The 18,245-nt window shown below is 66.8% G+C and carries 18 protein-coding genes and 1 riboswitch; of the genes, 7 read left to right on the top strand and 11 right to left on the bottom strand.

Annotated features, from left to right (window positions below; translation table 11 throughout):
- Positions 1–198 precede the first annotated feature (198 nt).
- The 3 genes from M1L61_RS03065 (at position 199) to M1L61_RS03055 (ending at position 4,584) form a co-directional block, all read left to right on the top strand.
- A complete protein-coding gene (locus M1L61_RS03065) occupies positions 199–711 on the top strand; it encodes a fimbrial protein (protein WP_248854300.1) in 513 nt (170 codons plus the stop codon).
- Positions 712–771: 60 nt separating this feature from the next.
- Positions 772–1,494 (top strand): fimbria/pilus periplasmic chaperone, encoded by a 723-nt coding sequence (locus M1L61_RS03060; RefSeq protein ID WP_248854299.1) that lies wholly within the window; start codon positions 772–774, stop codon positions 1,492–1,494.
- Positions 1,495–1,593: 99 nt separating this feature from the next.
- Positions 1,594–4,584 carry an ATP-binding protein gene (locus tag M1L61_RS03055; protein ID WP_248854298.1) on the top strand — a complete coding sequence of 997 codons (2,991 nt, stop codon included), beginning with the start codon at positions 1,594–1,596 and terminating at the stop codon, positions 4,582–4,584.
- A gap of 10 nt (positions 4,585–4,594) precedes the next feature.
- Here the strand turns inward: M1L61_RS03055 and thiL are convergent, their stop codons facing one another.
- From thiL to M1L61_RS03030, 5 genes are all read right to left on the bottom strand, one after another.
- Complete coding sequence (gene thiL, locus M1L61_RS03050) at positions 4,595–5,560, bottom strand: thiamine-phosphate kinase (protein WP_248854297.1); 966 nt, start codon at positions 5,558–5,560, stop codon at positions 4,595–4,597.
- A 130-nt stretch (positions 5,561–5,690) separates the two neighbouring features.
- On the bottom strand, positions 5,691–6,170 hold the full coding sequence (nusB, locus tag M1L61_RS03045; RefSeq protein ID WP_005408062.1) for a transcription antitermination factor NusB: 480 nt from the start codon (positions 6,168–6,170) through the stop codon (positions 5,691–5,693).
- The gene (gene ribH, locus M1L61_RS03040; protein WP_010481977.1) at positions 6,167–6,634 is read right to left on the bottom strand and encodes a 6,7-dimethyl-8-ribityllumazine synthase; all 468 of its coding nucleotides are present in this window, start codon (positions 6,632–6,634) and stop codon (positions 6,167–6,169) included. Before ribH ends, nusB begins: the two co-directional genes overlap by 4 nt.
- A 114-nt stretch (positions 6,635–6,748) precedes the next feature.
- Positions 6,749–7,849: a 3,4-dihydroxy-2-butanone-4-phosphate synthase gene (ribB, locus tag M1L61_RS03035; protein WP_159359791.1), complete on the bottom strand. Its 1,101-nt coding sequence runs from the start codon at positions 7,847–7,849 to the stop codon at positions 6,749–6,751.
- Complete coding sequence (locus tag M1L61_RS03030; protein WP_248854296.1) at positions 7,846–8,472, bottom strand: riboflavin synthase; 627 nt, start codon at positions 8,470–8,472, stop codon at positions 7,846–7,848. The genes ribB and M1L61_RS03030 overlap by 4 nt, the downstream gene beginning before the upstream one ends.
- A 74-nt stretch (positions 8,473–8,546) precedes the next feature.
- A riboswitch (FMN riboswitch) is annotated at positions 8,547–8,692 on the bottom strand.
- A 188-nt stretch (positions 8,693–8,880) separates the two neighbouring features.
- Between M1L61_RS03030 and M1L61_RS03025 the strand changes: the two genes are divergently transcribed.
- The 3 genes from M1L61_RS03025 to M1L61_RS03015 all read left to right on the top strand — a co-directional run bounded on the left by M1L61_RS03025 (position 8,881) and on the right by M1L61_RS03015 (position 11,338).
- Positions 8,881–9,501, top strand: a complete 621-nt coding sequence (locus tag M1L61_RS03025) for a hypothetical protein (RefSeq protein ID WP_010481980.1) — start codon at positions 8,881–8,883, stop codon at positions 9,499–9,501.
- A 152-nt stretch (positions 9,502–9,653) separates the two neighbouring features.
- Positions 9,654–10,538 carry a hypothetical protein gene (locus tag M1L61_RS03020; RefSeq protein WP_191862993.1) on the top strand — a complete coding sequence of 295 codons (885 nt, stop codon included), beginning with the start codon at positions 9,654–9,656 and terminating at the stop codon, positions 10,536–10,538.
- Positions 10,539–10,669: 131 nt separating this feature from the next.
- Positions 10,670–11,338: a hypothetical protein gene (locus M1L61_RS03015; RefSeq protein ID WP_197656658.1), complete on the top strand. Its 669-nt coding sequence runs from the start codon at positions 10,670–10,672 to the stop codon at positions 11,336–11,338.
- A gap of 36 nt (positions 11,339–11,374) precedes the next feature.
- Here the strand turns inward: M1L61_RS03015 and ribD are convergent, their stop codons facing one another.
- The 6 genes from ribD to M1L61_RS02985 form a co-directional block, all read right to left on the bottom strand.
- A complete protein-coding gene (gene ribD / locus M1L61_RS03010) occupies positions 11,375–12,460 on the bottom strand; it encodes a bifunctional diaminohydroxyphosphoribosylaminopyrimidine deaminase/5-amino-6-(5-phosphoribosylamino)uracil reductase RibD (protein ID WP_248854759.1) in 1,086 nt (361 codons plus the stop codon).
- A 120-nt stretch (positions 12,461–12,580) separates the two neighbouring features.
- Entirely contained in the window at positions 12,581–13,102 is a 522-nt protein-coding gene (gene nrdR, locus M1L61_RS03005) for a transcriptional regulator NrdR (RefSeq protein ID WP_010481984.1), read from the bottom strand.
- Positions 13,103–13,251: 149 nt separating this feature from the next.
- The gene (locus tag M1L61_RS03000) at positions 13,252–13,701 is read right to left on the bottom strand and encodes a hypothetical protein (protein WP_049482087.1); all 450 of its coding nucleotides are present in this window, start codon (positions 13,699–13,701) and stop codon (positions 13,252–13,254) included.
- A gap of 27 nt (positions 13,702–13,728) precedes the next feature.
- A complete protein-coding gene (locus M1L61_RS02995) occupies positions 13,729–14,148 on the bottom strand; it encodes a hypothetical protein (protein ID WP_061478417.1) in 420 nt (139 codons plus the stop codon).
- Positions 14,149–14,215: 67 nt separating this feature from the next.
- The gene (gene glyA, locus M1L61_RS02990) at positions 14,216–15,469 is read right to left on the bottom strand and encodes a serine hydroxymethyltransferase (RefSeq protein ID WP_010481990.1); all 1,254 of its coding nucleotides are present in this window, start codon (positions 15,467–15,469) and stop codon (positions 14,216–14,218) included.
- Between the two features lie 185 nt (positions 15,470–15,654).
- On the bottom strand, positions 15,655–16,128 hold the full coding sequence (locus M1L61_RS02985) for an RcnB family protein (RefSeq protein ID WP_197578241.1): 474 nt from the start codon (positions 16,126–16,128) through the stop codon (positions 15,655–15,657).
- Positions 16,129–16,382: 254 nt separating this feature from the next.
- On the opposite strand from M1L61_RS02985, the gene ettA reads away from it, so the two are divergent.
- On the top strand, positions 16,383–18,047 hold the full coding sequence (gene ettA / locus M1L61_RS02980; RefSeq protein WP_248854295.1) for an energy-dependent translational throttle protein EttA: 1,665 nt from the start codon (positions 16,383–16,385) through the stop codon (positions 18,045–18,047).
- Positions 18,048–18,245: the final 198 nt, after the last annotated feature.

Below are 18,245 nucleotides of genomic sequence, written 5' to 3'. Positions count from 1 at the left end.
CAATTCGTTCGATGCCAAAGCGCCGGTTGTCATCTCGCATCAGCCGCAGGGATGCCGTCTTCCGGATCTGTAGTGAGCGAGCTTCATCACGCATTTGCAACTAATTCCATTCTGCAGCTGGAAGCACGCGTCGAAACTGGCCGCACTGCCTGCCATGGGCGGTCATTGCGTGTCTTCATTCCACTAACGAGAACCATCATGTCCCTGACGCTCCGCCTGCTGTCCCTGTCCATCGTCGCCGTTACGGCGCCCTCGGTATCCGCCGAATCGCTGGAAATCACCGGTGAACTGATGACCTCCACCTGTTCGGTGGGTACTAGCGGCGGCACCATCACCGTACCGATGGGCAAGGTCGATCTGGCCTCGGTCAACGCCAGCACCCGTGCCGGCCAGAAGAACTTCACCATCGCCTTGGACTGCTCCGGCTCGGGTGCACCGCAGGATGTGGGCGTGCGCTTCGGCGGCGCGCCCGATGGCAGCACCGGCAACCTGGCACTGACCGCAGCCTCGACCGCCACCAACGTGGGCGTGGCGTTGTACGACGCCGTCGGCAACCAGCAGAAGATCGGTGAGGACCCGGCCGTGTGGGTGACCATTGCCGCCGGCGGCAGCGGCCAGCTGGACTACAGCGCGTGGTACGCCTCGCCGGCAACCAACGCTACCGCTGGCACCGCCAATGCTTCGGGCGACTTCGTGGTGCTCTACAAGTAATCCGCTTCCGGCAGGCCAGCACCACGCTGTGCTGGCCTGCACTTTGCAATGAGGTTGACCATGAAACTCCGCGAAAATACGTGGATATGCGCGCTGCTGGCCGTGTCGGTAGCGCTGCCGGCATCGGCCGCGGTGACACTGCAGGGCACGCGCATCGTTCACGACGCCAGCAAGGGTCGCGACGTAACGGTCAGGGCGAGCAACGTGGGTGAACTGCCGGCGATGACCCAGGTGTGGATCGATGACGGCGACAGCCAGTCGCGCCCGGAGAGCGTACGCACGCCGTTCCGGCTGACACCCGCCGAGCCGCGACTGCTACAACCGAAGCAGGGCCAGGCATATCGCGTCACCTACGCACCGCGCCCGTCGGAGTCACCGCTGCCAACCGATCGCGAATCGGTGTTCTATTTCAATCTGCTGGACATTCCGCCCAAGCCCAGCGATGCCAGTAGCAAGAACCTGCTGCAGTTCGCGGTGCGTACGCGGGTGAAGCTGTTCCATCGCCCGGCCGGGCTGCCGGGCAATGCACGCGACGCAGCAGCCACGCTGCAGTGGACTGCCGATGGTGATGGCCTGCGGGTTCGCAATCCGAGCGCGTACCACGTGTCGTTGAGTTCATTGACGCTGGCCGATGGCCGCCGCGTGGACGTGGATATGATCGCGCCGGGGGCACAGGTGCGCTATGCGCTGCCGGAAGGTGCAGCGATGCCCGCAACGGTGGCGTTCAAATGGCTGGATGATTACGGCACGCCCCGTGAGGCCGAGGCGCGCGTTGATCGGTAAACGTAGATCGGGCTTCCGCAGTGCTCCGGCAATGACTTGCACTGAGGGTGGCATACGCGTCACGCTGCACGCCACAGCCTCACAACCCAGGTTCGCACCATGGCGTCACCCCCGGGCTCCGTGCTTGCCACCCTGCAAGGCCTGCAGCGCCGGCTGCTGTTCGGCGGCGGTGCCATCTTGACCCTGCTTCTCCTGGCCGCCGGCTGCGCGGCGCTGTGGCTGCGGCTGGAAACGGTGCACCTCAACGAGCGCGAGGCGCTGCAGCGCGGCCAGCAGACGGTGGATCGCTACATTGGCGAGCGCAGGCGGGCCTACGTGGCCAGCTTGAACACCAACGCCATGCTGTGGGCTACCCAGCAAACCGCACTGGTGGCCGGTGGCCTGCCTGTTGCTGCCCGCTTTTCAGCACAGGATGGCCAGGCCGGCGTGGTGGCACCCGGCGCCCTGTCCGTCCCCTGGCTGGCGCTGTCCCCGCGCGAAGGCCGTCTTCCGCCACAGGCGGAGGCGGCATACCTGGGCATGGTGCAGACCTATTCGGCGTACATGGCCGCCACCGTAGCGGCGCAGGATTCGCCCACTTCGCTGATCTCCTTCGCCTTCGAACCGGAAGGGCGCCTGTTTGCGATCGCCGGGCTGCATGATGAAGCGCAGCTGCTGCAGCTCATGAAGGTGCCTACCCGTGAACAGGCACTGGCCGCGCTGGCCCAGACCGCCGATGCCGGCTGGCAGTCAGCGGGGGCGGAGTCCGAGCTTCAACTGGATAGCGGCCAGCTGCGCGCCTACTTCGGCCGCAATCCGTTCACCGGCGAGGATGCACTGGTCACCCAGATGCGCCTGCGCAGCAATGGCGTCCCCTTCATCAACCGGCTGACGTTTGAACCGCTTCAAGGCCTGCGCGAGCGGTTGGAGGAGGCCAGCCCGGGAATGTGGGTGGTGCTGGACCGGCAGGGAAACGATGTTCTGCGCAGTGCTGCGGACGCTGCGATTTCCGGGCCTGCGCTGCGCGCCGCGCCATCGCCCCGGCCGACGCTGTTGGCACTGCCTGCCGGCCGTGCCTTCGTGATGTCCGCACCCTTGCAGGGCATCGACTGGACGCTGCTGCGGCTCTACCGCTGGACCGACATCTGGACGGCGCAGCAGACCTATCTGCTCGGGGGCGGGCTGGCCCTGACCGCCCTGCTGGCCGCGCTGTGGACGCTGTTGCTGCTGGTGGACCGGCGCGTGCTGCGGCCGGCGCTGGAAGAAGCCGCACGGGTGCATGAAAGCGAAGCGTTGAGCCGCACCTTGATCGAAACGTCGCCGGTCGGCCTGTGCCTGCTCGACCAGCAGAGCGGGCAGGTGATCCTGCACAACCAGGCACTGGAGCAGCTGATCGGCGACACCACCGGCAACCTGATGGACGCGCTGGTCGGCCGCCTGGTGCAACGCGTTGACGGCCAGGCACACGGGCAGCTGTTCGAGGCGCGGTCCACGGATGAGCACGGTCCATCGCGCTATCTGCAATCCATCGTGGCCGCCGCGCGCTACCAGCGGCGGGCGATCTGGGTCTGCGCGGTGACCGATGTGACCGCACAGACCGAAACCCAGCAGCGCCTGCTGGATGCACGGCGTCATGCCGAACAGGCCCAGCACGATGCCGAGGCCGCGGGCCAGGCCAAGACCGCCTTCGTGGCAATGATCAGCCATGAAATACGTACCCCTTTGAGCGGCGTGCTCGGCCACCTTGAACTGCTTGCCCGCCAGACCATGCCGGCGGCGGCGCACGCGCATGTCACGCGCGCGCGCAGCGCCGCCGATGTGCTGCAGGGGCTGGTGAACGACACCCTGGATCTTTCCCGTATCGAAGCCGGGCTGATGACGCTGGAACCGGCGCCTTTCGACCCGCGTGCGTTGCTGCAGCAGACCGCGACACTGTTCGGGCCACAGGCCAGCGCAAAAGGCCTGCGCCTGGAGCTGCACACCGGCGATGCGCTGGGGCCGGCCTACGTGGCCGACGCAGGCCGCGTGGCGCAGGTGATCAACAACCTGGTGGGCAACGCGGTGAAGTTCACGGCATCGGGAACGGTGGCGGTCAGCATTGATGCCTCGGTGCAGCCCGATGGCAGCGAGTGGCTGCACGTGGAGGTGCGCGATACCGGCCCGGGCATCGATGCCGAAGCACAGGCCGTGTTGTTCAAACCGTTCGTGCAGGTCGGTGCCGGCTCGGCACGGCAGCACGGCGGCAGCGGCCTGGGGCTGGCCTTGTGCCAACGCTTCGCCGAACTGCTCGGCGGCACCCTCGGCGTGCGCAGCACCCCGGGCACCGGCAGCGTTTTCCGCCTGGACATTCCGGCACGCCGGACCACCGCCGTGGCAAGCACGCCGCCACGGCCAGCGCCTGTAGAGCGCGCGCATTCCCCGCGTGGCCACGCCTTGCTGGTGGATGACAGCGTGATCAGCCGTGACGTGACGCTGGGGCAACTGCATGCGCTGGGTTGGCAGGTCACCCTCGCGGCCGACGGTGAGGAGGCGTGGCAACGCTGGCGCGAGGGCCGGTTCGACATCGTGCTGACCGATCTGAACATGCCACGCCTGGACGGATTCGGGCTGGCCCGGAAACTGCGTGCGGATGACTCCTCCATCCCCATCGTCGCGCTCACCGCCAATGCGATGCCCGAGGACGCGCAGCGCGTGCGCGAGGCCGGCATGTCCACGCTGCTGCTGAAGCCGCTCGACCTGGCGTCGCTGCAGGCCGCGCTGCATGGATTCGACCTCGATCGCTCGGCACAGCCACCATTACCTCCGGTGGTGAGCGCGGCGGTTCAGCGGCAGATGCGCGAGGCGTTCCTGCAGACCGCGCATCGCGACTACGCGGCGCTGACCCAGGCGCTGGACAGTGCCGATGCACCGGCCATGATCGATCAGCTGCACAGCTTCGCCGGCGCGCTGGTATTTCTGGGAGAGCCCCAGGCGGCGCGCAGCTGCCAGCAGGCCGAGCAGGCCTTGCGCAGCACCGGTGCGACAGATGCGACGTCGAAGGCAATCGTCATTGAGGCCATCGCGCTGATCGCGGCTGGCATCGAACGTCAGGTTGTCGCGCAGCAGGCTTGAGCCCGCACCCTCAACCGGCGAAGTGCTGGTAGCCGCCGTCGGCGGCTTCGCCATCCACGTGCACGCCCTGCCCTTCGGCAATGCGGCCGATACGGGTCAGCGGCACATCCAGCGATTCGGCGAGGTAATGCAGCGCGTCGCGCTGGTCGGCAGCTGCCGTGAAGCACAGTTCGTAGTCGTCGCCACCCCGCAGTGCGCATTCGCGGGCGGTTTCGCGCCCAAGCAACTCACGCAGCGCATTCGAGATCGGCAACAGATCGGCATCGACATGCGCGGCCACCGCACTGCGCGTGGCGATGTGGCCCAGGTCGGCCAGCAGGCCATCGGACACGTCCACCGCCGCGTGCGCGAACGCACGCAGGCGCAGGCCCAGGGTGACGCGCGGGGTCGGCCGCAGCAGGCGCAGGCGCAGGCTTTCGTAGTCGGCCAGCAGGGTGGCGGTGGCCACGTTCAGCGCACCCTGCTGCCACAGGCGCAGTGCGCCGGCGGCGTCGCCGAGGGTGCCGCTGACCCAGATGTCATCGCCAATCTGTGCGCGATCACGACGCAGCGCCTGGCCGCGCGACACCTGACCCATCGCGGTGACCGACAGCGACAGCGGGCCACGCGTGGTGTCGCCACCAATCAGGGCGATGTCGTGCTGGTCGGCCAGTGCGAAGAAACCGTCGGCGAAGGCCTCGATCCAGTCTTCGCTGGCTTCCGGCAACGACAGCGCCAGCGTGCACCACGCCGGGCGCGCGCCCATCGCGGCGAGGTCGGAGAGATTCACGGCCAGCGTCTTCCAGCCGATATCGAACGCCGGCGTTTCGGCCGGGAAGTGCACGCCGCTGTTGAGCGTATCGGCAGTGACCACCAGCTGTTCGTTCGGGCGCGGCTGCAGCAGTGCAGCGTCATCACCAATACCGAGCACGATGTCGTCGCGCTCGACGGTGCGGGCGCGGATGCGGTCGATGAGGGCGAATTCAGCCAGGGACATGGGGCGTTCCCGTGGGGGTGGCGGCGATATCGGGCATCGGTGCCAACCAGGGTTGGCACCCACCAGAAGCGGAGTCAGGGCCGGTATCGACCCAGCAGGTCACGGCCCGTCCAGGACGAGCAGAACCGGGTCAGTGACCCGATTCGACCTTGCGCCATTCCACGGCAGCACGATCCAGCACGCCGTTGACGTAGGTGTGGCCGTGTTCGGAACCGAAACGCTTGGCCGATTCGATGGCTTCGTTGATCACCACGCGGTATGGCACGTCCAGGCGGTAACGCAGCTCGTAGGCGGCCAGGCGCAGCACCGCGCGTTCGATCGCGTCCACTTCTTCGATGCCACGGTCCAGGTACGGGCCGAGCGCTTCGTCGATGTCGCGACGGTTGTCGAGCACGCCGTGCAGCAGCGCCTCGAAGTACGCCAGGTCGGCGATTTCGCGGGCCTGCTCGTGGGCGAACTGGGCGATCAGCGACTGGGCGTTGCCGCCGGAGATCTGCCAGGCGTAGATGGCCTGCACGGCACGACGGCGGGCGCGCGAGCGCAGCACCGGATCGACGCCATCGCGGCGGACGGGTTTACCGGAGGGCTTGCCCTGGGTGTTCTTGTTCATGGCAGCTGCTCCAGAAGATTGACCATTTCCAATGCGGCGAGTGCGACTTCCTCGCCCTTGTTGCCGTGGCTGCCGCCTGCGCGGGCCTCGGCGTCTTCAACGCGTTCCACCGCCAGCACGCCGTTCAGCACCGGCACGCCGAAGTCCAGCTGCACGCGCATCAGGCCTTCGGCGCAGCGGTCGGCCACGTGTTCGTAGTGGCGGGTATCGCCACGGATCACGCAGCCCAGGGTGAGGATGGCGGCGTGTTCATGGGCCGCGGCCAGGCGCGCGGCCACCAGCGGCAGCTCCCAGGCACCCGGCACGCGGATCACGTCGATGTTGGCTTCGGTGATGCCGTTGCCGGCCAGGCTCTGGCGGGCGCCAGCGACCAGCGTATCGGTGATGCGGGCGTTCCAGCGGCTGGCCAGGATGGCGAAGCGCGCCGATTCGGGAGTGCGAAGATCGCCTTCGTAGTGGCTCATATGCGGCTTGGGGGACTCGATAAGGGGGTAATTCTAGCGTGGATGGGCCCCGGCCGTGGCTGGCGGGGGCCTGGGGAACCCGCCGGGCATGGCCCGGCGAGCGCAGCGGGCGCGTTACGGGGTAACCGTCTCCACCACTTCCAGGCCGTACCCGGCCAGGCCGATCTGGCGGCGCGGGGTGCCCAGCACGCGCAGCTTGCCCAGGCCCAGGTCGGACAGGATCTGCGCGCCAGCACCGTTGCGGCGCCACTGGCTCACGTCCTTGTCCTTGCCCGGCACCACCGGCGCCGGCTGCTGGCGCAGGCGGGCCAGCAGGGCTTCGCCATCACGCGGGGCCTGCAGCACCACCATCACGCCACTGCCTTCAGCATCGATCGCACGCAGGGCATCGGTGGCGGCCACGCCGAAATCGTCGCGGCGCCAGTGCAGCAGGTCGGCCAGCGGGTTTTCCACCTGCACCCGCACCAGGGTGGGGGTGTCGGCATCCGGCGTGCCACGGACCAGGGCGAAATGCAGGTCGTGGGCGATGCGGTCGCGGTAGGTGACCAGCTTGAACGGGCCGAATTCGGTCTCGATCTCGCGCTCGTCCACGCGTTCGACGGTCTTTTCAGTGGCCAGGCGGTAGGCGATCAGGTCGGCGATGGAGCCCATCTTCAGGCCGTGCTCGCGGGCGAACACTTCCAGCTCCGGGCGGCGCGCCATGCTGCCATCCGGGTTCAGTATCTCCACCAGCACGCCGGCCGGTTCCAGCCCAGCCAGCATGGCCATGTCCACGGCGGCTTCGGTGTGGCCGGCGCGGGTCAGCACGCCACCCGGCTGAGCGATCAGCGGGAAGATGTGGCCCGGCTGGTGCAGGTCCGACGGCTTGGCGTTGGGTTTCACCGCAGTGCGGATGGTGTGGGCGCGGTCATGCGCCGAGATGCCCGTGGTGACGCCCTCGGCGGCCTCGATGCTGACCGTGAAATTGGTCTGGAACTGCGCGGTATTGGCCTGCACCATCGGCGCCAGGCCGAGATCGGCGGCGCGGGTGCGGTTCAACGGCAGGCAGACCAGGCCACGGCCATGGGTGACCATGAAGTTGATGTCGCTGGCCTTGACCAGCTCGGCGGCCATGATCAGGTCGCCTTCGTTCTCGCGGTCTTCGTCATCGACGATGACCACCATGCGGCCCAGGCGGATGTCTTCCAGGATGTCCGGAATCGGGGCGAAATTCATGCGACATCTCCCTGTGGGGGCTGACCGTTGGTCGGCACACTGATCAGGCGCTCCACATACCGGGCGACCAGATCGATTTCAAGATTGACCGCGCTGCCCACGCCTGCGGCGGAGAAGGCGGTGTTGGCGACGGTGTGCGGAATGAGGGCGACTTCGAAGCCTTCATCGTCCACTTCGTTGACGGTGAGGCTGACGCCGTCCACGCAGATCGAGCCCTTCTTGGCGATATAGCGGCGCAGCGCAGCCGGCGCGGCGAAACGCCAGCGCTGGGCACGCGCGTCTTCGTGGATGGACAGCACCTGGCCGAGGCCATCGACGTGGCCGCTGACCAGATGGCCGCCAAGGCGGTCGGTCGGGCGCATGGCACGTTCGAGATTGATGACCGCCCCTTCGCCCAGCTGGCCCAGCGTGGTCAGGCCCAGGGTCTCGGTGGAGGCATCGGCCTGGAAGCTGCTGGCGTCGAATGCGATGACGGTGAGGCAGACGCCGTTGATGGCAATGCTCTCGCCCATCTGCACGTTGTCGAACGGCAGATTCCCGACATTGAAGGTGAAGCGGACATCGCCGCCGATGGATTCGCGTGCGGCCAGATGGCCGACGCCTTCGATGATTCCAGTAAACAAGTAACGTTCTCCGCGAAAAGTGAGCGAAAAACGCCGCAAGGCAAACAGGCACGCGCAGGGCATGAGCCCTGTGGCACCGTCTTCTTTCATCCGGACTATGACCGTCGGCTCCGGCATTGGACCGGATCTGCTGACCCCCGGCCGTAGGCCGGGGCGCTCGCGGGCTCGTGCTTGCGCACCTACCGCCGGTGGGGAATTGCACCCCGCCCTGAAGACGTTTGTGTACCGGCGAACCGGCCTGGCTAGTGTACCAGCCCGGGCTGAACGGGGTCGGATGCCACAGCTGTGACGGCCGTCGCTCGCAATTTGTAAAACTTTCATTAAAATTCCACCCTGGACGACATGAGGTCGCCACGGGCAGCCCGCTGGGGCAGGCCCGCCAAAGGACTGAAATTCACAGGAATTCCCATGCGCAAGATGCTGATCGTGGCCGCCCTGCTGGCCGCCGCCCCGCTCTCGGCTTCGGCCGACGCCCTGAGCTACACCTACGTCGAAGGCGGTTGGACGCAGGTCAAGGTTGACGACAACGCACTGGACGACCCCAAGGTCGACGGCGGCTACCTGCGTGGCTCTGTGGCCATCGCCGAACAGGTCTACGTGTTCGGTGGCTGGTCGCGCACCAGCAAGACCTACCATTACAGCGACGGCTCGCTGAAGCTGGAACTGAACCAGCCGGAGCTGGGCATCGGCTACCACATGCCGTGGACCGACCGCCTGGACTTCACCGCCGATATCGCCTGGGTGCGCCAGAGCGCTGAACTGACCGACCGTTACGACGGCTACAGCGACCGCTACAAGGACCACACCAACCTGGGCCGCGCCACCCTGGGCATCCGCGGCAAGCCGTCGCGCATGACCGAAGCCTGGGCCAAGGCCGGCTACATGGACGGCGGCAACAACTTCAAGGGCACCTGGGTCGGCACCGTCGGCGGCCAGATCAACTTCACCAGGACCTGGGGTCTGGTGGGCGAGATCTCCGGCTACCGTGACGTCACCCAGTACTCGGCCGGCGTGCGCGCCAGCTTCTGATCCAACGATCGCCCCTCGTCGTGCGATCGAACGGGCCCCGCAAGGGGCCCGTTTTTTTGGCCGGGATACACCGCCATGTGACCGCTGGCCGCCATCGAAAGTAGCGCTGGATGCGCTAGGCTTGCGCGCCTCTGGAACAGGAAAACACCGTCATGAAGACCCCCACCCGTACCCTTCTGGCCAGCGTGCTGCTGTGCGCCCCGCTGATTGCCAGCGCTGCACCGGCCCAGCTGACGCCCGAGCAGGCCTTCGACCTGTACGCACGCGTGCTGCTGGAAGACGACGCTGCCGCCACGCGCACGCTCAACGACGCACTGAAGCCGGCCTTCGAAGGCCAGGACGCCGTGACCCCCAACCCGGGTGCGCTGGCCAAGGCATTGGCCGAGCCGTGGCAGACCGTGCTGGCCAGCGCCGGTGACAAGTCCGACGCTGCGGCCACCGAAGCGCTGTATGCCAAGGCGCTGCGTGATTCGAAGTGCCGCGCGACCAAGAGCGTGGTCGAAGACAACGAATACGTTGAAGACCAGAAGCTGGCGCGGATCACCTACAGCTGCCAGCTGCCCTACCTGGGCAAGGTCCGCCCGCTGTTTGCCGCCAGTCTCGCGTCTGATGCCAGCCCGGCCGCGCGCAAGCAGTTCACCGATGCCTACACCCAGGCACTGCAGAGTGGCGTGCGCGTGCCGGTCAGCGGCACCTTCACCCTGTACCCGGCCAAGGACAACGGCTACTGGTACAGCGGTAATTTCGATGATCTGGTGGGCACCGTAGCCGGTGCGCTGGCGCCGTTCGAGGACTGGATGCAGGATGCACAGGCCGCCAGCGCGCCGAAAGTAACCGGCGTACCGGGCTGCGACCTGCTGCTGCAGCAGCACCGCGCCTGCGTGGCGAAGATCGCGCCGGAGCAGATCAGCGGCGTGGATGCGATGGCCGAGGAACTGAAGGCCAAGGCGCAGGTGCAGTCGGCCGAGGAGATGACGCAGGAGTGCAAGGCACTGCGCCCGATCGCCGAGATGATGTGGACCGACGAATGCGCGTGAGCTGGTAAGCGGTAGCGCCGGGCCATGCCCGGCGACGCCCGCAACGCTGCACATTTTCAGACAAGTTGCATGGATCCGTGCAAGGAACGCCCCTGATCCTCAGGGCCCTCCTGGATTGCCCGTGTGCCGCCATGCTGAAACCCGTCTTCATCCTGCTGCTGGGAGCACCGCTCTGGGCGGTAGCCTCCGCGCCAGGCGATCTTTCGCCGCAGGCCGAATACACCCTGCAGGCGCAGGTGCTGCTGCACGACGATGCCGCGGCCCGGCAGATACTGCGCGAGCAGGGAGAGGGATACGAGCCTGCCGTTGCCCTGGAGTGGCAGTTGCTTGTGGACGATGTGCCTGCGGCACTCGCGCGGCAGGGTTCTACTGCGCCTTCCCCGGCTGCCACGCGAGCCTTTGTACAGGCACTGGCAATGCGACTGCCGAGGGTCAGCTGCGCTGCCCGGGAGTTCGTGCCGTCGGGATCGCCGGAGATCGGCCTGTACCCACTGGTCTGCCAGCATCCCGACGTGGAACCCCTCCGGCAGGAGTATCTGGCGTTGCGGGCCGCGCCTGAAGCAGGGCGCCAGGCACGCATCGATGCGCTTTTCCTGCGCTGGGCGGCGATGCTGCGCGACGGACCCGATGTACCACATTGCAGCCGGGTCACCGGGTGGTACCAGGCACGCCATGCGTTCGCCCATGCCGAGCGTGTGCATCAGCTCTACCAGACAATCCTGTGGCGATTGCTGCCGATCGAGTTGTGGCTGGGTGAACCGCTGCTGCCGCAGGAAGATGAGCTGTGTGATGACGTTTGAAGTCCGTCGGGCTCAACCCTGCACTACCTGGGCCCGTTATGCCCGCAGCAGCAACCTGATGTCTTCGCCAACCTGACGCTGGTCGACCACGCGCAATCGGCGCTGCTGGTCCATCGCCTCGATGCCGAGGCCGGCCAGCAGCGGACGACCGTTATCGCCCAGCAGCGTGGGCGCCTGATACAGCAGCAGTTCGTCCACCCAGCCGCCGCGCAGCAAGGCACCGGCCAGCGTCGCGCCGGCTTCGGTATGCACTTCGTTGATGCCACGTTCGGCCAGCAGCGCCAGTACCGCGCCCAGGTCCAACCGCCCATCAACACAGGGCACGCTGGCAAATTCGGCGTCGGCCGCATCCGGTGCGCTTACTGCTGCGCCATGCAGGTACAACGTCGGCGCCCCACCCTCGCGCACACGGCTGCATTCCAGCGAACGCAGGCGTGAATCGAGCACCACGCGCAGCGGCGGCATCACCTCGGTATCGGCCAGGCGCACGGTCAGCATCGGGTCGTCGGCCAGCACGGTGTCGGCGCCGGTCAGGATCGCACCCGCACGTGCGCGCCAGTGCTGCACGTCTTCGCGCGCGGCCGGACCGGTAATCCACTTGGAGCTGCCATCGGCCATCGCGGTACGGCCATCCAGGCTGGCGGCCAGCTTCACCCGCAGCCACGGGCGGTTGCGCTCCACGCGCGACAGGTAACCCTTGTTGAGCTCGCGCGCCTGTGCCGCCATCAGCCCTTCGGCGACGTCGATGCCTGCATTGCGCAGCAGATCGAAGCCACCGCCATCGACCTTGGGGAACGGATCGCGCATCGCCGCGACCACACGCGACACGCCCGCTTCGATCAGTGCCAGCGCACACGGTGGCGTGCGCCCGTAGTGCGCGCAGGGTTCCAGGGTGACGTAGGCGGTGGCGCCACGGGCGTCGCTGCCGGCCTCGCGCAGCGCGAACACTTCAGCATGCGGGCCACCGGCGCGCCGGTGCCAGCCCTGCCCGACCACGCGTTCGCCATGGGCGATCACGCAGCCGACCATCGGGTTGGGGCGGGTGGTGTAGGCGGCACGCCCGGCCAGGCGAAGTGCGTTGGCCATGTGCAGGTGGTCGAGGACGGAGAACGGGGTGGTCATCTGGCCATGGTAACGCTGCCGGTATGCATCCACGCCATCAGTGCCAACCAAGGTTGGCATCTACCAGTGGATGCGGCCATCAGTGCCAACCAAGGTTGGCATCTACCAGGGAAAAGGCGGTCAGCCCTTCTTCTTCTTGGTCAGGGCAATCACGTCGCCCAGCAGCTGCAGCTGTTCGGTGCTGGACGGCAGGTCGCGTTCCAGCTTCTCGATCTCCTCGCGGAAATCGGCCACGTCCTCGAAGCTGCGGTAGACCGATGCGAAGCGCACATAGCCGACGTGGTCGAGCTTGCGCAGTTCGTTCATGACGAACTCGCCGACCTTGATCGAAGGCACTTCGCGCTCGCCGCTGATGCGCAGCTGGTGAACCACCGCACGCACGGCCGCTTCGATCTTGTCTTCGGCCACCGCACGCTTCTGCAGCGCGCGATCGAAGCCAGCGCGGACCTTGCGCTGGTCGAATGCTTCACGGGTGCCATCGCTCTTGACGATGGCCGGCAGCTTCAGCTCGACCGTTTCCAGGGTGCTGAAGCGCTCGCCACAGGCTTCGCATTCACGCCGACGACGGATCGTCGCGCCGTCTTCGGAGACGCGCGAGTCGATGACCCGGGTATCGGCATGTTGGCAGAAGGGGCAATGCATGGAACGCCTGGCTCAGGGAAGTACCTATTGCCACGGTCATGGCAGCGTCGCAAAGGTACCTGAGAAAGGGCCCCGCAGCAAATGCTGTCTGCGCGGAAGTGCCTGCATTTCGGCCGAACAGAGCCTCCAGCGCGGTCAGCGCTGTGCGCTCAACCGGGTGCCGGCGGCACCGAGGCTGCGCGTGCCCAGCGCAGCCACACCAGGTGCCCGGCCATCACCAGCAACGGTGGGCCAAAGCCGAGGAAGGCCAATGTCGAGATCTCCCCGTGCTTGAAGGTGAAGTACAGCGTGGCGGCAACCACGGCCAATGCGGCCAGTCCCCCCAGCGCCAACCCCACCCAGGCGACAACCGGGGAATCGCGCAGGCCGACAAGGCCACGCCCCAGGAACAGGCCGCTCAGCCACAACCACGACAGCAGGCCGATGATTCCAGCCGTCGACCACAGCAGCAACAGTGTGTGCTCGTCGCCTGTCAGGTACTTGCCATCCCATACGACCATCAGCCCCAGCACGGCACCCGTGCCGCCTGCCGCCACGGTGGGCAGGCCTGCCAGCAGGCCGGCGATCGCCATCCAGCGTTTGTGCAGACGCTCATCCATGCGTTCGATTTCCTTCCATGGGCCACGTCATGCGCAGCGTTTGATCCACACCAGCATCGCAGCCGGCACCAGCATCGACGGGCCCAGCAGCAACAGGGTGATGCCTTCGGCGTGCACGGTGACGCCCCACCACAGCGCCAGCCCCAGCGGGGGCAAGGCGGCGAGACCGCCCGCCAGCAGCATCCACCACCAGAGACGGTGCACGTGCAGCCCGGCACGCCCCTGCATCAGAAAACCCGCACTGAGCCACAACCAGGCCAGGCAGCCGGCAATGCCGGCCAGGCCCCACAGCGGCATCACCGTCACCGAGGCCAGCGTGCCATGACCGAACTGGCCCAGCCCCATCAGCAGCAGCATGGTCGCTGCCGCGCCGCCCATCACCAGGCTGGGCAGGCCAAGCAGCACCGCCAGGGCGGTGTACAGATACTTGAGGTGGCGCTCATCCATGCGCGGTTACTCCAATGCTGGGGTCAGAGCCCTTCCCTGCGGGAAGGGATCCGACCCCACTCCCCGATCAGCCGTAGACCGGGTACTTGCGGCACTGCGCGCTGACGGCGTCGCGCACGCGGGCGATCACGGCGTCATCGTTCGGCGCGTCGAGCACGTCGGCGATCCAGTTGGCCAGGTCCACGCAGTCCTGTTCAACGTAACCCCGGGTGGTCACCGCCGGGGTACCCAGGCGCAGGCCCGAGGTCACGAACGGCGAACGCGGGTCGTTCGGCACCGAGTTCTTGTTGACGGTGATGTGCGCCTTGCCCAGCGCCGCTTCCGCGTCCTTGCCGGACACGTCCTTGCCGATCATGTCGACCAGCATCAGGTGGTTCTGGGTGCCACCGGAGACGATCTTGTAGCCGCGCGCGATGAGCGTGTTGGCCATCGCCTGGGCGTTCTTCACCACCTGCTGCTGGTAGGCCTTGAAGCCCGGTTCCAGCGCTTCCTTGAAGGCGACGGCCTTGCCGGCGATGACGTGCATCAGCGGACCACCCTGGATGCCCGGGAACACGATCGACTGCAGCTTCTTGACCAGGTCTTCGTCGGCGCCCTTGGCGACGATGATGCCGCCGCGCGGGCCGCGCAGGGTCTTGTGGGTGGTGGAGGTGACCACGTGGGCGTGCTCCAGCGGGCTGGGGTACACGCCTGCGGCGACCAGGCCGGCAACGTGGGCCATGTCGACGAACAGGTAGGCACCGACCTTGTCGGCGATGGCGCGGAAGCGTGCCCAGTCGATCACCTGCGAGTAGGCCGAGAAGCCGGCCACGACCATCTTCGGCTTGTGCTCCAGGGCCAGGCGCTCGACTTCGTCGTAATCGATCAGGCCCTGATCGTTCACGCCGTACTGCACGGCGTTGAACAGCTTGCCCGAGGCATTCACCTTGGCACCGTGGGTGAGGTGGCCGCCGTGGGCCAGGCTCATGCCGAGGATGGTGTCACCCGGCTGCAGCAGGGCGAAGTACACGGCCTGGTTGGCCTGCGAACCGCTGTGCGGCTGCACGTTGGCGTAGTCCGCGCCGAACAGCTGCTTGAGGCGATCGATCGCCAGCTGCTCGGCGATGTCCACGTATTCGCAGCCACCGTAGTAGCGCTTGCCCGGGTAGCCTTCGGCGTACTTGTTGGTCAGCTGGCTGCCCTGCGCTTCCATCACCGCCGGGCTGGTGTAGTTCTCGCTGGCGATCAGCTCGACGTGGTCTTCCTGGCGCTGGGTTTCAGCGGCGATGGCCTTGGCCAGTTCGGGATCGTAGGATTCGATGCGGACGTCACGCGGGAACATCGGGTACTCCAGCAGGCAGGGAAAAGGGGGTACGGCTCAGCCCCCGATTGTAGCCCCGCACCGGCCTGCTGGGGCCGAAACGGACGGGGCCGGCATCCCCGAAGGAATCCGGCCCCGTATGGTTTCGATTGATGTGGGGTCAGAGCCCTTTCCGTTGGAAAGGGATCCGACCCCGGCCACGATCCTCAGCGGTTGCTGAGCACGTACTGGGCGATCACACCGGTGGCGATGGCAACCAGCAGCATGTTGCCGCGGTCATCGCGGATCCAGTGGTGCCCGTAGGGCGGGCGACGCAGGTGATAGCGCGGGTAGTCGTTCACCACATAGATCGGGCCGCGGTAGTAGTCGCGGTAGCGATGGCCGACCTTCCAGCCATAGCCCGGGCCATAGGCCGGGCGGTACACCACACGCGGCGGTGCGGGGCGGTAGTAGCGGTCATGATCACGGTGCCACTCGCGGCGATCCTGGCGGTAGTCGCGCCGGGCCTCGCGGCGGTCGCGCTCCCAGTCACGGCGGTCGTGGCGCCACTCACGGCGATCCTCGCGCCATTCGCGGCGGTCGTGGTCGCGGCGATGATCGTTGTCGGCGAACGCCGGGGCCACGGCGCCCAGCGCCAGCACAGAGGCCACGGCACTGGCCATTACTCGATTGATGCGCATGTCAGACCTCTGCTCGGGTGGGTGGTGAGCCCATATTGCGCAACCGATCTGAACCGTTTCCGGCTGGAAACGCTTCCCGTTGCAGGACTGTGACGCAGTATTCAGGCGGCGGCCAGCCCGGCGCCCCCTTCCCGGGCGCGGCCCGGAACCGGTTCCGGCTATAATTGGCGGTATTCCATTTCAGTCTGTGCCCGCTGCCGCAACGGGATCTTCCCGTGACGGACCGGGCGCAGGGCCGCGCCTACGGAGACCGCATGTCCTCGCAATACATCTACACCATGAACCGCGTGTCCAAGGTGGTCCCGCCCAAGCGGCAGATCATCAAGGACATCTCGCTGTCCTTCTTCCCGGGCGCGAAGATCGGCCTGCTGGGCCTGAACGGCGCCGGCAAGTCCACCGTGCTGAAGATCATGGCCGGCGTGGACACCGATTTCGAGGGCGAAGCCCGCCCGCAGCCGGGCATCAAGGTCGGCTACCTGGCGCAGGAACCGGAGCTGGACCCGACCAAGACCGTGCGTGAAGCGGTGGAGGAAGGCGTGGGCGAAGTGCTGCAGGCCCAGGCCGCGCTGGAAGCGGTGTACGCCGCCTACGCCGAGGAAGGCGCCGACTTCGACGCGCTGGCCAAGGAACAGGAGCGCCTGGAGGCGATCCTGGCCGCTGGCGACGCACACACCCTGGAAAACCAGCTGGACGTGGCCGCCGATGCGCTGCGCCTGCCGCCGTGGGATGCCGTGGTCGGCAAGCTGTCCGGTGGTGAAAAGCGCCGCGTGGCCCTGTGCCGCCTGCTGCTGCAGAAGCCGGACATGCTGCTGCTCGACGAACCGACCAACCACCTCGACGCCGAGTCGGTGGAATGGCTGGAACAGTTCCTGGCGCGCTACACCGGCACCGTGGTGGCGGTCACCCACGATCGCTACTTCCTGGACAACGCCGCCGAATGGATCCTGGAACTGGACCGCGGCCGCGGCATTCCGTGGAAGGGCAACTACACCGACTGGCTGACCCAGAAGGACGAGCGCCTGAAGCAGGAAGAAAACCAGGAAAAGGCCCGCCAGAAGGCGATCCAGAAGGAACTGGAGTGGTCGCGCCAGAACGCCAAGGGCGGCCGCACCAAGGGCAAGGCCCGTCTGGCCCGCCTGGAAGAGCTGCAGTCGGTCGATTACCAGAAGCGCAACGAGACCAATGAAATCTTCATCCCGCCGGGCGAGCGCCTGGGCAATGCGGTGATGGAGTTCAAGAACGTCTCCAAGAAGTTCGGCGACCGCCTGCTGTTCGACAACCTGAGCTTCCTGGTGCCGGCCGGCGCCATCGTCGGCATCATCGGCCCGAACGGTGCCGGTAAGTCGACCCTGTTCAAGATGATCACCGGCCAGGAAAAGCCGGACACCGGCGAGATCGTGGTCGGCCCGACCGTGAAGCTGTCCTACGTGGACCAGAGCCGCGACGCGCTGGAAGGCAACCACAACGTCTTCCAGGAAATCGCGGGCGGCCTGGACATCCTCAACATCAACGGCATCGAGATCCAGTCGCGCGCCTACATCGGCCGCTTCAACTTCAAGGGCCAGGACCAGCAGAAGATGGTCGGTTCGCTGTCCGGTGGTGAGCGTGGCCGCCTGCACATGGCCAAGACCCTGCTGCAGGGTGGCAACGTGCTGCTGCTCGACGAACCGTCCAACGACCTGGACATCGAAACCCTGCGTGCACTGGAAGATGCGCTGCTGGAGTTCCCGGGCAACACCTTCGTCATCTCGCATGACCGCTGGTTCCTGGATCGCATCGCGACCCACATCCTGGCGTTCGAAGGCGACTCGCACGTGGAGTTCTTCCAGGGCAACTACCGCGAGTACGAAGAAGACAAGCGCCGCCGCATGGGCGACGACGCTGCGCCGAAGCGCCTGCGCTTCAAGGCGCTGAAGTAAGAAAGGAAGAACGGCCGCGCTCTGCGCGGCCGTTCTGCATTCTGGTGGGTCACCACCGTTGGTGGTGACTCAATGCGTACCGACCAACGGTCGGTACCCACCACCCAAAGTGTCACGACCGTTGGTAGTGACGCCCTCCCCCATTTCCCGCGCAGTCCGGCGCTTTTTCACGCTGCGACCGCCGTCTTCACGCCCATC

The organism is Stenotrophomonas sp. NY11291 (genome assembly GCF_023277365.1).
Lineage (GTDB): Bacteria > Pseudomonadota > Gammaproteobacteria > Xanthomonadales > Xanthomonadaceae > Stenotrophomonas > Stenotrophomonas geniculata.
This window is presented reverse-complemented; position numbering and strand designations above follow the sequence as displayed.